A 14,381-nucleotide genomic window follows, 5' to 3' on the forward strand; every position below is an offset into this window, starting at 1 on the left:
TACTTCGGCATTGTATTTTGCAGCTACTTCTTGCGCGCCTTTGGACATCGCTACGAAGAACGGGTTGCCAAGCGTCGGAACCGTTAAACCGATTTTAAGCTTCTTCTCTTCGGGTTGATCTTTCGCGGTGTTCCCCGACGTTTCCGTACCAGTCGCGCTGTTTGAGCCTTTATTCGCGCTGTTGCCGGAGCAAGCGGTTAGCACCAGAAACAGGGAAAGCATTAGAAAAACAAGCATTTTATATGATTTCATCGATTAACAACCTCCAGATTTATGAGTTCCTTGCGTTTAGAACCTCTCTGTACTTGAATAAGAGTTTCATTTCTTGCACAATAAATAAGAGGCTTTGCTTAAAAAAGTTACTTTATTTTTAAGCATGACAAAATACGTGTGTGAACATCTAGGCTGCTACCATTCGCCGTGGACTAAGCCGTTGTTTACACTCGTTCCTTTTTATATCGCTTTGATATTTGATCAACCACTCCCTTTGAATTTTAGAAGAAAGTCCCCCTAAACGTTAGCTCTTATGTAAGGCAGTTCACACTCTTCGGCATCACCCCTTTCATTGTCATTTAAAAAGGTACATCCTGTTGTTACTATAACAAAACCTCTAGAGGTAAGAGTTTAATATTTTTAGTTGAGGGTGTTTAAAATTTTCGGGACTTGGAACCGATTACAAATATGATTAGACAAAAAATCCCCTAGTTACTTAACTAGAGGATTGCCTATTTCAAGGTCTCTGTATTTCTTTCAAACCCGTATTAATTTTTTCCACCGCTTCCTTCGCTGAAGCCTTTACATCTTTTCCACCAATTCCAACTTCCTCAAATAATGTTTTAATTGCATCGCTTATAACAGGGTAAGCTGGTGTAACCGGGCGGTTCTTTGAATAATGTTGTGCTTGTTGTATAAATATATTTTTAGGATATTCATTAAATTCAGGTAAATCTCTGGCTACAGAATATCGAGCAGGAATATCACCTGTTATTTCTACATATTTTTTAATTCCTTCGTAGCTTGTAACATATTGAATAAACTTCCAGGCTTCGTTTGGAAATTTAGATTTTGATGAGATTCCGAGTGCCCATCCCCCGTTTGGAACAACCTGAACCTTGGCTTTTGGCAAAGGAGCAACTCCAAAATCCTTTCCCAGCTTGAAATTCGGATGATATTTTTCTAATGCTGTCCATGAGCCAAGCACAGTCATAGCAAGCTTTCCCGATTCAAAGGGCTCTGGCGGTAATTCAACCGCGGCAACCCCATTCTTATGATATAAATCTTGATAAAATTGTAATGCCTCTAACGATTCTTTTGAATCTAAATACCCACTTGCAGAAGTTCCATCAGGACTTAAAACATTCGCACCGAACTGCCAAAGGAGCGGCATTTTAAAATAAGCTGGAGCTTCTCCAACACCAAACCCCTGTGCTGGATCAATCCCATACACTTCCTTCTCGGGATTATTTATTTTTTGGGCAGCCTTCAGCACCTCGTCCCATGTCATGGGTTTATTGGGATCTTCTGACGGAAAAGGGACGCCGGCCTCTTTAAAAAGACGTTTGTTATAGAATAAGGCCATACTGGATTCTACGACAGGAGCAAGAAAAATTTCACCTTGAAAGCTCAATCCATTTAGTGTAGATTCAGGGATATCATCGATATTTCCTTCTTTTCTCATGTAATGATCTAAGGATAATAGCGATCCTGCGTTTGCATAAAGAGCCAAGTTAGGACTATCAATAGTTGTAATATCCGGGGGGGTTCCAGCAGCAAATGCCGTGCGCAGCCATATTTCATATTCATGATAGGGTATGGAGTGCATATTAATTTCAATATTGGGGTGGGTTGCTTCAAAATCAGAAACTAATTCTTCATATGCATAATTTTCCGCCGGGTTCCCGTAATTTCGCCAGAATGTCAGTTGTATTGGGTCTGCAACATTCGTTTCTTCCCCTTTATCCTCACGGTCGCTAGAGAATGTATTTAAAATAGACAACGCATACCCTGCAATGCAAAATAAAATAATTGCAAAAATAATTAAAGTTAACCATTTTTTCATCTACATTCTCTTCTTTCCAAATTGAGTATTATTTAAACGCTTTCACTTATGAATTTGCCGAATTACGAAATTCAACAGGTGTTTGACCAAAATGTTTTTTAAATACTGTACTAAAATAACCTGAGTTAGAAAAGCCAACCAAGTTGGCTACGTCAATTATTTTAAGCTGTCTATCTTTAAGAAAATGTTGAGCTTTATCCATTCGCAGGTTAACAAGATAATCGCTAAAATTCTGCCCAACATGATTTTTAAACGTTTCTGATAAATAAGCACTATTTATATGAAACAATTCTGACAAGGAGGTAAGAGAAATTTCAATTGCATAATTCTGGTTCAAGTAATGAATAATACTATCTATGATTAATTTCCCGTTAGAAAAACGTCCCATACGTACCTTTTCAATAATTAGCTTCGCTAATTGAACGAGATACTCAATAACTTTACGTTGAGAATTGAGCTCCCAGATACTCTGCTGGCAATTCCAAATCGTTTCTTGGATGTCTTTCGTTTCGATATCGTATTTTTTAGCCAATGAACCTAACAGAAATAACACTCGATTGGCAACAAATGAAAAGGACAAAATCGATTGATTTCCAGTTACCCCCAACACCACGTTAAGGTTTCCTTTAAACGCCTCAAAATCTACATTTTCAATAGCATTTGTTAACTTTCTCTCAAAATCAGGTGAAAACTCAAATATATCTTCTTTTAATACTGTCCCATCGATAATTTGTGATTGGGGGCCTAGTTGACTTTGACTCCAAGAAAGCAAACTTGAAATATAACCCGTCTTAAACTCTGTAAGACCTCTGACAATATTTCCGATTCCTATTACTGTTTCTAAATTTAAGAAAGTATTCACGTTTTGTTGAACTTTTTCAACTATATTGGAAGTGCTATTGGGCCGTTCTGAATCTATAAGTTGTAAAAATTGAATCATATTTGAATAACATGGATCAAAAAAGGAATGAGTTCCTGTATGCTCTTTTGCTATTTCTTTGCATAACATTTGAAAAGGGAGCCAGAGTTCCTTTAATCTATTCGAATTGTTATCATATTCCCTAATTTCTACTGTCACAAATTGTACTTTAACATTCTCATTTGCAAGATCGTCTAACTGTAGCTGACGCAGCCTCTCTGTCACCATATTTTGCTTTAACCATCCCTCTTTTACTAATTGCAGTAAATATTGTTCTTGCACTTCTTGTAAGTGGGAGTGAGCAAGCCGACTTATCCGATCTGATTCAACTTGTTTGCTCTTCTCATCCTCAACTTCTTTACGAACTTTTCTTAATACTTTACTAATTCGTCGGGTGCAATCGGTTTTAACAAATAGTCTTTAACCCCTTCCCTCATCGAATTTCGCACATATTCAAAATCAGAATAACCCGATAATACAATTACTTTCACATTCGGAAATACTTGATGACAACGTTTAGCCAATTCAATGCCATCCATAATTGGCATTCTCATATCCGTAATAACCAGATCGACATTTATATTTTGTAGTAACTCAAATGCCTCTTGGCCATTAGAAGCCTCTTCAATAATTTGAAACCCTTCTTCTTCCCAATCCACTTTCATACGTAAGCCTTTACGAACTTGAATCTCATCATCCGTGATTATGACCTTCATCATGTATATCACCTCTGTAAAAATTTATACAAAATGTAATCCTTGTTCCTACTTTCTTTTCAGATTCAATCTGATACGAAAAGTTTTGACCGTAATAAAGCTTTAATCGCCCAAGCACATTTCTAAGCCCAATGCTATTTCCTTTACTCTCTAATACGTTATATGTTTCATCATACTTCTCTTGGTTTAGTAAGTTTAAGTTAAAAATAACTTCTTCAGACATTCCTATACCATTATCTTCTACAACAATAAATACCTGATTTCTAACTTTTTCGGTTTTGATATATATTTCGGCATATTTCTTTTCTAAAGAACTATATTTCACCGCATTTTCCACGAGTGGCTGTAAAATGAATTTTATAATTGGAACCGTTTTTGTTTCGGGATCCTCATCAATTATAATAGTGATGGTGTCTTCATATCTTACCTTTAGTATGTCTGTGTAACTGCGAATATAGTTTAATTCTTCACCTAATGTCACTACGTCACTTTGTATATTCAAGGAATATCTCATCATTCTACCTAAGTAAATACTTACATTCATTACCTCTTTATTTTTCCCTTGAAGGGCTAATCCCCCAACGATCTCCAGAGTATTGTTCAAAAAGTGGGGGTTGATTTGTAATAACAAGGCTTTGTATTCAGCATCTTTTCGACATATATTTGCTTCATACTCTGTTTGAATTAAGCTCTTCAATTGTTCAATGGTATGATTGAATACTTTAATTACATAACCAACTTCATTGTTATGAGATTTAATTGTTGGCATAAATCGTTTGGCACCAGAAAAATCTCCACGTTCAATAAATCGCATAGCTCTTGCAAGTTTTCCTAAAGGATTTACAATATTGGAAGAAAGCATGTAAGAAGCTACAATCGTTAACAAAAAAACGATGGCGCTAGTGAATAGCAAGTTACGTTGCAGTTGGTTAACTTTAAAGAATAAGTCAGACTCTGTCACTTCACTGATTAGAATCCAATCTCCCACTGATAACTTTTGAAAAAAAATGAAATATCTCTCTCCATTATAATCCGTTTCTATTAACCCTTTTTGATTACTCTCATTTTTTATTTTGGGCAGACTTTGTTCTAATACCCTTTTAGGAGTGTAGATCTGCCCCTGCAAAACGTTGGCTCCTTGCTTATCTATCAAATACGTACGACCATTTTGTCCAATCGTGATCTTATTTAGAGCCGTTTCAAGCAAAACTGTTGGGAAATTAACCTTTATAATCCCACTTAAAACAAACGTATTCATATCAAAAAGGGGCAAAATATAGCTATTAATATTACTTTCGCGTATTTGAGACTGCTGATAAGGATCTATATGCGACTTTACAAAGCGTTGTCCATTTTCTGTAAAGTCTTTAAACCAATTCCTTTCCTGCAGGGAGGGATTATCCCCCCAAGTCCCGGCACCATCATTAAGAAAGACTGAAATGGACATAGCATTTGAATTATTAATCATGATTGAAGATAGCAGCATTCTAAGTTGATTTTTCATTAACATAGTCTGTTCTTTCGGAGTATCAGAATAGTCTTTTTCTAACTTCAACCACTGTTGGGTAGTTTGATTAACAAGTACCTGCTTCCCTAGATCCTGTGCCTGTGTAGTGATTGATTCAATATAAAGGGAGTATTGGTCCATCAATTCTACAGTTATCTCCTGGGTCTGCTCTTCAATAATTGTTGTAAACCAACTTGGAATAATAATAGATAAAATAATGAATGGAATCGTTAACAAAAATGTGGAAATGAGAAATAAACGATTTCGTATTGAAAAAAACATTAAACCACCCCCCAAAAAAACGATACCTGAACAGCCCTTCAACATATCCTTTAATAAGGTAAACGGTGTCTACCAAGGGAATAATCCTATCTCTTGACGCCCCTCATCTTCGAGGGTGTCTTCCTAGTAAAGAGTGTTCCCCTGGTCCCATAAACAAGAAAACAAAGCACCCATGACTCAAACGTTATGTGTGCTTTGTTTTCTATGGAGCATAACGGGCTCGAACCGCTACCTGTTCAAACCAGATATACATCACCACGCATAAGCTTCCGGAGCCTTTCCACCCGGACCCGGAAAAATTTCATCTAACCTGTTCAGTACAGTATCATCTAGAATAATGTCTATAACTCGCAAGGCATTCTGAAATTGTTCCAAATTACGTGGACCAATGACTGGCGATGTTACTGCCGGGTTAGATAACAGCCAAGCCAATGCGATATTAGCAGGGTCTTCCTCTAGTTCATTGCATAACGCATGGAAAGCTTCAAGCTGAACCCGAATCTGTTCAATCTTTTTTTGCTGCTCTTGAGATCTGACTCCTTGACGTGCTTGCAAGGCGAATCCGCCAAGGAGACCACCTGCTAACGGGCTCCAAGGAAGTATCCCGATTCCAAAATGACGAGCCGAAGGAAGAATCTCCAATTCCGGTAATCGGCACATCAGATTATACTTATGCTGCTCTGATATTAGCCCAAGGAAGCGGCGCTCCTTAGCTGCTGCCTGTGCCTGTGCAAGATGCCAACCAGCGAAATTACTCGAGCCGGCATAGCCGATTTTTCCCTGCCCGATAAGAGACTCAAAGCCACCCCACAATTCCTCCCAGGTTACGTTCCGATCAATGTGGTGCATCTGATAAAGTTCAATATGATCCGTCTGCAAACGGCGAAGGGATCCTTCCAGATGCCGGCGAAGCTTATAGCTGGATAACCCTCCTGCATTATTCGGCCCGTCATTCGGATCATCCATTGGCTGATATACTTTCGTTGCCAATACAACCTTTTCCCTCCGTCCTCCTCCTTGAGAAAACCAGCGCCCAATGATTTCTTCCGTCTCACCGCTATGACCTGAGCTGCCGTAATGATTCGCCGTATCGAAAAAGTTGATCCCTGCATCCAAAGCAGCATCCATGATCTGAAATGCTTCTCTTTCACCGGTAACCGGGCCGAAATTCATCGTTCCCAAACATAGCCTGCTTACCTTTAACCCTGAACGTCCTAAACGTGTATATTGCAATGCAGAATTACCTCCCTTATCACTTTTGGTTATAAATAATAAACGCCTCTAGCCCTAGCGCCAGCGCTCCCGCTAACCCTGCATTGTCCCCTAAGCCGGGCTTCACGATGTATTTATCGATATTCGTGAGAATTTCTGTCGCACTTACGTATCCATTGAGATTTTTCCGGACTTCGGCGCGTATCAAGGGTAACAGCTGCTCCTGATGCATGACGCCGCCGCCTAAAATGATTTTCTTCGGTGAAAGCATCAGAATTGCTCCTGTTACCGCCTGGCCGATATAAAAAGCTTCCATTTCCCACGCCGGATGGTCCTGGGAAAGCTCACTCCCCTTTATGCCCCATCTCTTTTCAAGCGTAGGCCCCGCGGCCATCCCTTCGAGACAATCCCCATGAAACGGGCAAAGCCCTTCGAACTCGTCTTTTGGATGGCGTCTGATTAAAACGTGCCCGCCTTCCGGATGCACAAGGCCGTGAACCAATTTCCCTTCCGCATATACGCCTACGCCAATCCCGGTACCGACCGTGTAGTAGACGCAGCTGTCCAAACCTTTGGCAGCGCCCCAAGTCGCTTCACCGAAGGCCGCAGCGTTCACGTCCGTATCCCATCCAAATGGTACATCGAACCTTTCCTTTAACGTCCCCAAAAAAGGATAGCCCGACCAGCCTGGCTTAGGGGTTGTTGTCACGCACCCATATTCGGAGCTGGCAGGATCGATATTGATAGGCCCAAAGGTTCCAATCCCGATAGCCTCCACCTGCTTGTCTTGAAAATAAGCGATGACGTTTTCCATTGTCCGTTCCGGTTGTTCGGTCGGAAAACTTACCCGCTCCTCGATTACCCCTTCATCATTTCCGATCCCGCAGACGAATTTAGTACCGCCCGCCTCAATTGCGCCAATACGCATGCACTATTCCTCCTCATTGAATCCTTCATCGTTCCTTACATCCCGACCTACTGCTTTTTGAAAGCACGCAGCTAGCGCTTTAACATTCTTTTTCATGATGCACCTACGTTATTTTTGCATAATAAAAGGGCATTCCGCTCTTTTCGATGAGGAAAAGGGAAACACCCCAAATTTATAATTGCGAGAGAGTCCTATTAGAAATCTTGCTGGTAAATTACTATAAGCTGTTTGGACGTAAAGTATATATTTCAAGTGAATGGAGATTTATACTTCCTCCAGTGACGTAAATCTCTAACCCACTCGCATCGGGATCCGGGAATATCAAATCCGTTATAACGGTTCTTCCATTATCAGCAAAGACCTCAAGCGAGGAGCTGTCCACAAATACATGAAGTCGTAACCGGCTATTGACGGCCTCAATCTTCGCTAAATGTCTGCAGGCGAATTGCTCATGAAAATTGATTTGTCCGGATTGGGTACGGTCTACAAATAACTCGGAGCTCTCCGGAAGATAACCGATGACGGTTTCCTCATTTGCCGAAGCACGTACCTTAATACCGAAGGCTTCCTTCGTTCCCGTTTCGAACTCGGCAATCATCTCAAAACTATCCATCTGCAGTTCGGACAATCGGTCTTGCGCTTCTTCCGATGATACATCCTTTAAGGACAACACAGGCATCCTTAGTTTGTCCAGCTCCCTTACAGGTCGTTGAATAAGCGCGATTTCACCATTCCTGGACTCTAACGCAAGCTCCCTCGGTATTGTCATTGCGCTTCTCCAGCCTTCTGTGGGCGTTACGTTTGCGTATTTCCAATTGCTCATCCAGCCGATATAAATACGCCGACCGTCTTCCGCAGGAATATCCGACCAACTGACACCAGCGTAATTGTCTCTTCCGTAATCCAACCAACGCACTTCTTCGGACGCTTCGTCGTTCACGAACGTATGACCGTTGAACCCCCCCGTAAAGTATTGGGTTCTGGAACCCTCTGGAAACGCTGGGTCGTTACCAATACTGACCAACATTACCCACTTCGTTTTCGACGGATCGCCGTCAACGAGCAGTGGGAATAAATCCGGACACTCCCAAACCCCGTCGTGAGAGCCAATACCTTGTCCGAATTCACTGGCGAACGTCCAATCCTTCAAATTGGGTGAGTGATAGATGCAAACAGTCTGTCCCGAAGCCAAAATCATAACCCACTGCTCCGTTGATTGATGCCAGAATACTTTGGGATCCCGGAAATCGACGAATCTTTCTTCCTTAAGAACAGGGTTTCCTTCATATTTGATCCAGTTTCTACCTTTATCTTGGCTGTATGCAATACTTTGGACTTGTCCATTGTCCCCGGCATGCGTGAAGATGGCAACCATTGTTTCTTCCCCAAAGCCTGCTGTATTGTTCCAGTCAATCACAGCACTTCCCGAGAAAATCTGACCGTTTGCATCAGGTGATAGCGCAATCGGTAAATGCTCCCAATGAACAAGGTCTTTACTTACAGCATGACCCCAATGCATAGGTCCCCATATCGTTCCATAAGGATGATATTGATAAAACAAATGGTATTCTCCTTCAAAATACACCATACCGTTCGGATCATTCATCCACTTCGCAGGCGGTGTAAAATGAAACTGTGGACGATATTTTTCTCTATAAGTAATCGTTGACATGTATTCCACTCCCTTAATCCTATAATGATGAAGTATGCTCTAGTGGCTAGAGCATACTTCCATCCCATTTATCTATTATTTATTTACCTGCATTTCGGTCATAGCCTGATTGTTTGATAGTCAGGTATTCCTGCAAGCCTAGACGATCCAATTCCTTCAAATATTCATCCCATTCTTGGTCTACTTTCCCGTTCTCCGTCCATTCCGTACGTTTTCTAAGCACATAAGGGAATAGATCCGCTTCAATGGCAGACAGTCTTTCTGCGTCCTCCAAGGAGAAGAATACTCTTGGATAAATATTTTTAGCTTTTACATCAGGTACGTACACTTTTTTCAGGACGTCCAGTCTCCAAGCCGCATCATCCGGTTTTGTCGTCACGCTGCCGTAATAAGAATCTAAAATAGCTAATGGTCCGCCGACGCTCGTTTTACCTCTCAATTCACCTGGAGCCGTACCTTCCAGAGGCAAATGCTTGAGCATTTGTGCGCTTTCATCGAATTCAAAAATATTTTGCTGCGTATCATCTCCGTAAGTGCCCCAGTTGTTCTGTACCGATTGAAGCGGATCGTACAATTGATCCATCCATTTGGCAGTGGCTTCAAGATCCTTGTTTTCTTTTGTTACGACCATTCTGCCGCGATCAAAGCCCATTCCGTTCGTTCTCGCTACATTTTTCAAGCCAGTCGGCCCAACAAGCGCAGGCATTGGCTCATATTTATCGTTCGCGCCGGTAACGTTCGCTTTGTCCCAAGTGAAATACAGCCCATAGACATCTTCTTTGCCTTTCGCGATATACGTATTCCAGTCCTGCGTCATATACTCGACATCGATTAAACCTTCTTTGTACAGCTCATTAAAATATTTGACTCCTTCTTTGAAGCCATCATTATTCGCAGCAAAATTAACTTTGCCGTCGTCGCTTACAAGCGTCATATCCCAGTTTAGTCCCGGACCAAACGACCCGAATAAAAATCCGATATCTTCGCCGCCGCCATTCGTGTTGATAAAGGACAATGGAATTTCGTCGGCTTTTCCGTTGCCATTTGGATCTTTTGTTTTAAAGGCAATCAGCACTTGCTTCAGCTCTTCAGTAGTCGTTGGCATTTTCAAACCAAGCTTCTTAAGCCATTCCACATTAATCCAAGGAATATTGTTAACGGTATGAATGCTTTCCTTGTCAGCACCCAGCTCCTCGATCCATGGCAGCGAATAAATGTGACCATCAGGCGCTGTAATCATTGCTTTATATTGCGGCGCTTGCTCCAGTACCTTTTTGAAATTAGGCATTTGATTTTCAATCATATCGTCAAGCGGTATGATCGTCCCGTCCTTAGCCAGCTTCAATAAGTCAAAGTCGGCTAGAGCCGCATCAAAAATAGCATCCGGAAGCTCACCTGTAGCAAGCGCCAAATTTCTCTTTTCTACAAACACATCGTTTGTGTAGTTTTTCCAATTGATATGAATGCCCGTCTTCTCTTCCATACGTTTAAAAATAAGCTTTTCGTTAGGATCCGCCGGTGCCAATACATTGCTTTGCGTCATGAAATTAAGCGTAGGCTTAGAACCGCTGTTGCCCGATGCAGAATCGGCATTTTTGGAATTCGAATTGCCGCTGCATCCTGTAACTGCCATAATTGTCGCTAGAGAAATGACTGCTGCTGTTTTCTTTAAATTTTTCAAACAAAACCCTCCTCATTTTTTAGCTCTCTATATGTCAATCGATTCATTACTTTAATGAACCGACCATGACACCCTTCTCAAAATACTTTTGGAAAAACGGATACATAACGATCAACGGCAGACTTGAAATAACGATGGATGCATATTTAATGATCTCAGACAACCTTTTCATTTCAGCCATGGCCAAACGATCGGTTATCATCCCCGGATCCACTTGATTCTGAATGAGGATAGATCTAAGTACGAGCTGCAACGGATATAATTTTTGGTCTTCCAGATAGATCATAGCATCGAAGTAGGAATTCCATTGACCTACGAAAGCATAGAGCGCCAGCACGAAAACGATTGGCTTAGAAAGCGGCATTACGATTCTTAAAAAAATGAGCAGCTCGGATGCGCCATCAACTTTAGCAGCTTCTTTCAGCTCTTTCGGTATTCCTTTGAAAAAGGTTCTTGCCAAAATAATGTTCCAAACATTGATCGCCGTTGGTAGAATGATCGCCCAAACCGTATTCAGCATGCCTAATTGCTTGACCACGAGGAATGTGGGAATCAGTCCCCCGCCAAAAAACATGGTGATGATAAACAAGGACATAAACCATTTTTTCCCGACAAAATCATCAATCGATAACGGGTATCCTGCAAATACGGATATAAGCACGGTAACGATTGTAAATGCAGCCGAATAATAAATAGCGTTCATAAATCCGCGCAGCATGGCCTCATTACCCAAGATGAGCTTGTAGCCTTCGACGCTGTAATCAGCGAGATTAAAAGAGATTCCTTTATTCAGCAATGCTGTCGGTTCCATGAAAGACGCTGCGGCTACGTATAACAAAGGACCTAACACCAGCAATACAGCAAGTGTTAATAAGATATAGGTGATCGTCAGAACAACGCGGTCCAATCGCGTAGGCTTAATAGTCATAAAGCGACTCCTTTCTTTAATAGAGTCCGTCGCCTTCGTTTAATTTCTTTACAACGAAGTTGACTAGGACAAGCAAAATAATATTAATTACGGAATTAAACAAACCGATGGCTGCTGAGTAAGAGTAGTCGCCTGCTTTTAAGCCCACTTTATACACATAGGTTGCTATGATTTCCGATGTCGGCAAATTTAGTGCGGTTTGCATTAGAAATGCTTTCTCAAATCCAATTGCCATAATGCCCCCTGCAGACAAAATAAACAAGATAGCCATAACCGGTTTTAATGTAGGCAAATCAATATGCCATATCCGTTGCAGCAAATTTGCCCCGTCAATGTTCGCTGCATTATGGAGCTCTGGATCAACGCCTGCCAATGCCGCTACAAAGATAATCGAAGACCAGCCGGCCGCTTGCCAAATTCCCGATAAAATATAGATGCTGCGGAAATACTCCGGATCAGACATAAACGTAATCGGATGACCGGTTGTTAAAGTAATGATTTTATTGATCGGCCCGGTTGGAGACAAAAAGACAAACAGCATACCTACAATAACGACTACGGATATAAAATTCGGAGCGTATAAGATTAACTGAATATTTTTCTTAATGCCCACTTTTCGCAATTGATTTAACATAAGCGCCAATATGATCGGAATAGGAAACGATAAGATAAGCCCATAGGCACTTAATTTAAGCGTGTTCCAGAAAATTGGTTCAAAATTGGGAGCATTTAAAAATTTCATGAAATATTTGAACCCTACCCATTCACTCCCTAAAATTCCTTTGCTGTAGCTGTAATCTTTAAACGCGATGACTACGCCGTACATCGGTACGTATTTAAAGATAAGTGTAAGAATAACAGCCGGCGCCATCAGCAAATAAAGAAAATAGTTATTCTTTATGAACTGCATGTTACCTTTAATACTGCCTTGATTCCATATTCCGGTTTTTTTACCACCCAGGTTTGACAATACCTTTTGCACTCCTTTTACCCCCATTCTAAACATTTAAAGAAACGAAAAGTAAACATTCGCACCTTTAGAAAGGGCTTACATTCGCATCTGCAAATACAATTTATCAAATAAACGTCCCTCTAGTCAATACATTTAACAAATTTATTTTTGTCATTTGTAATATTTACTTTGTCATTATACAAACGATAAGTGTTTATTTCCTCGATTTTCCACGTGAAATTGACCAATAACAAATAATCCTCCGGCTGTTTGAGCATCAAACGCTGTATCTTTTCTTTAATTAAAAATTCAAATGCACATTTTAAAAGTTTACATTTGTAAACTTTGAATAAAAAACAAATACACCAATCAAATTGTTCATTTGTAAATTTAAATTGATATTTTAGTCAAATTATAATACATTTAGATTACATAACAGCAAGTATCGTTAGCTATCCGTAAAGGTGGAACTATAAAAATGGCCAAAGATAAAATCACCATACAAGACATTGCCGATTCGTTAGGCATATCAAGAAATACTGCGTCCAAAGCCTTAAACGGCATTGAAAGCATTCCAGATGAAACACGAAATAAAGTGATCAAAAAAGCGATTGAATTAAAGTACAAACAGTTTGCTTTTGTAGACTCAGAAAGTATTATGCCAAAAAATCCAGGAAATATTACTCTATTAACATGTGATTTGCCCATAAGCTCACACTTTGGATCCATGCTCATAAACGGTTTAGAAATTAAGATCAGCTCCGAAGGCTATAACTTGTCCATTCATATTGTCCGCAAAGCGGACATTAACAACTTAAGCCTTCCGAACAATTTTGAGCCGTCCAAGGTGGACGGAATTATTTGCATTGAGATGTTTGACAAGAAATACAGTGAGATGGTCTGCAATTTAGGAATCCCCACCATATTTATAGATGCTGCTGCTGACGTTTTTTACAGCAGCCTGAAAGCAGATCTCCTTCTGATGGAAAATGAATACGGGACATATGCGGTAACAAAGAAGCTCATAGAAGATGGTCATACTAAATTAGGCTTCGTCGGCGATTACAACCACTGTAAGAGCTTTAATGAAAGATGGGTAGGATTCAACAGGGCATTGGCGATGTCAAAGCTTGAGCCAAATTTGTCTTATTGTATAATCGAGGAAGATCGTTATTATTTTTCGGAACCCAACTGGATCGATAGACAGCTGGACAAGATGAAAGAAATACCTACAGCTTTTGTTTGCGCAAATGATTTTATCGCAGTAAGCGTAATGAAAGCTCTCAAATACAAAAACATTCGAATCCCGCATGATATTGCTGTCTGTGGTTTCGATGACATTCCTGAATCACGGATCGTAGAGCCTCACTTGACGACAGTCCGTATCTACAACAGCGAAATGGGGAATATAGCTGCAGACATGCTGCTATCCCGAATAAAAAATCCAACAAAGCCATATCAAATTACGCATGTCAAAACAGAACCTATTTTTAGAGAATCGACAGGTAAAATGTTATCCAACTGA

The 14,381-nt window shown here is 40.5% G+C and carries 11 protein-coding genes and 1 pseudogene; 1 reads left to right on the top strand and 11 read right to left on the bottom strand.

What is annotated here, in order from left to right:
• From AC0YNZ_RS30015 to AC0YNZ_RS30065, 11 genes and pseudogenes are all read right to left on the bottom strand, one after another.
• Window positions 1-252: pseudogene (locus AC0YNZ_RS30015) on the bottom strand (ABC transporter substrate-binding protein); the annotation flags it as partial.
• 478 nt (window positions 253-730) lie between these two features.
• Entirely contained in the window at window positions 731-2,059 is a 1,329-nt protein-coding gene (locus AC0YNZ_RS30020) for an ABC transporter substrate-binding protein (protein ID WP_475830047.1), read from the bottom strand.
• A gap of 46 nt (window positions 2,060-2,105) precedes the next feature.
• Window positions 2,106-3,260 carry a helix-turn-helix domain-containing protein gene (locus AC0YNZ_RS30025; protein ID WP_475830048.1) on the bottom strand — a complete coding sequence of 385 codons (1,155 nt, stop codon included), beginning with the start codon at window positions 3,258-3,260 and terminating at the stop codon, window positions 2,106-2,108.
• Window positions 3,261-3,349: 89 nt separating this feature from the next.
• Window positions 3,350-3,697: a response regulator gene (locus AC0YNZ_RS30030; protein WP_475830049.1), complete on the bottom strand. Its 348-nt coding sequence runs from the start codon at window positions 3,695-3,697 to the stop codon at window positions 3,350-3,352.
• A complete protein-coding gene (locus tag AC0YNZ_RS30035; protein ID WP_475830050.1) occupies window positions 3,672-5,483 on the bottom strand; it encodes a sensor histidine kinase in 1,812 nt (603 codons plus the stop codon). The genes AC0YNZ_RS30030 and AC0YNZ_RS30035 overlap by 26 nt, the downstream gene beginning before the upstream one ends.
• Window positions 5,484-5,735: 252 nt before the next feature.
• On the bottom strand, window positions 5,736-6,716 hold the full coding sequence (locus tag AC0YNZ_RS30040) for an aldo/keto reductase (RefSeq protein ID WP_475830051.1): 981 nt from the start codon (window positions 6,714-6,716) through the stop codon (window positions 5,736-5,738).
• A 19-nt stretch (window positions 6,717-6,735) separates the two neighbouring features.
• A complete protein-coding gene (locus AC0YNZ_RS30045; RefSeq protein WP_475830052.1) occupies window positions 6,736-7,623 on the bottom strand; it encodes an ROK family protein in 888 nt (295 codons plus the stop codon).
• Window positions 7,624-7,840: 217 nt separating this feature from the next.
• Window positions 7,841-9,295 (bottom strand): glycoside hydrolase family 32 protein, encoded by a 1,455-nt coding sequence (locus AC0YNZ_RS30050; protein WP_475830053.1) that lies wholly within the window; start codon window positions 9,293-9,295, stop codon window positions 7,841-7,843.
• Window positions 9,296-9,374: 79 nt separating this feature from the next.
• Window positions 9,375-10,928, bottom strand: coding sequence for an ABC transporter substrate-binding protein (locus AC0YNZ_RS30055; protein ID WP_475830069.1), 1,554 nt, complete (start codon window positions 10,926-10,928; stop codon window positions 9,375-9,377).
• 94 nt (window positions 10,929-11,022) lie between these two features.
• Entirely contained in the window at window positions 11,023-11,904 is an 882-nt protein-coding gene (locus AC0YNZ_RS30060; protein WP_475830054.1) for a carbohydrate ABC transporter permease, read from the bottom strand.
• Between the two features lie 16 nt (window positions 11,905-11,920).
• Window positions 11,921-12,814, bottom strand: coding sequence for an ABC transporter permease (locus AC0YNZ_RS30065; RefSeq protein ID WP_475830070.1), 894 nt, complete (start codon window positions 12,812-12,814; stop codon window positions 11,921-11,923).
• A 520-nt stretch (window positions 12,815-13,334) separates the two neighbouring features.
• On the opposite strand from AC0YNZ_RS30065, the gene AC0YNZ_RS30070 reads away from it, so the two are divergent.
• A complete protein-coding gene (locus AC0YNZ_RS30070) occupies window positions 13,335-14,381 on the top strand; it encodes a LacI family DNA-binding transcriptional regulator (protein WP_475830055.1) in 1,047 nt (348 codons plus the stop codon).

The sequence above is a fragment of the Paenibacillus sp. J2L1-98 genome, from assembly GCF_056269405.1.

Coding starts and splice junctions, on each gene's coding strand:
- AC0YNZ_RS30060 (WP_475830054.1), bottom strand. CDS start 11,904: ATGACTATTAAGCCTACGCGATTGGACCGCGTTGTTCTGACGATCACC.
- AC0YNZ_RS30050 (WP_475830053.1), bottom strand. CDS start 9,295: ATGTCAACGATTACTTATAGAGAAAAATATCGTCCACAGTTTCATTTT.
- AC0YNZ_RS30030 (WP_475830049.1), bottom strand. CDS start 3,697: ATGATGAAGGTCATAATCACGGATGATGAGATTCAAGTTCGTAAAGGC.
- AC0YNZ_RS30035 (WP_475830050.1), bottom strand. CDS start 5,483: ATGTTTTTTTCAATACGAAATCGTTTATTTCTCATTTCCACATTTTTG.
- AC0YNZ_RS30055 (WP_475830069.1), bottom strand. CDS start 10,928: ATGGCAGTTACAGGATGCAGCGGCAATTCGAATTCCAAAAATGCCGAT.
- AC0YNZ_RS30065 (WP_475830070.1), bottom strand. CDS start 12,814: ATGCAGTTCATAAAGAATAACTATTTTCTTTATTTGCTGATGGCGCCG.
- AC0YNZ_RS30045 (WP_475830052.1), bottom strand. CDS start 7,623: ATGCGTATTGGCGCAATTGAGGCGGGCGGTACTAAATTCGTCTGCGGG.
- AC0YNZ_RS30070 (WP_475830055.1), top strand. CDS start 13,335: ATGGCCAAAGATAAAATCACCATACAAGACATTGCCGATTCGTTAGGC.
- AC0YNZ_RS30020 (WP_475830047.1), bottom strand. CDS start 2,059: ATGAAAAAATGGTTAACTTTAATTATTTTTGCAATTATTTTATTTTGC.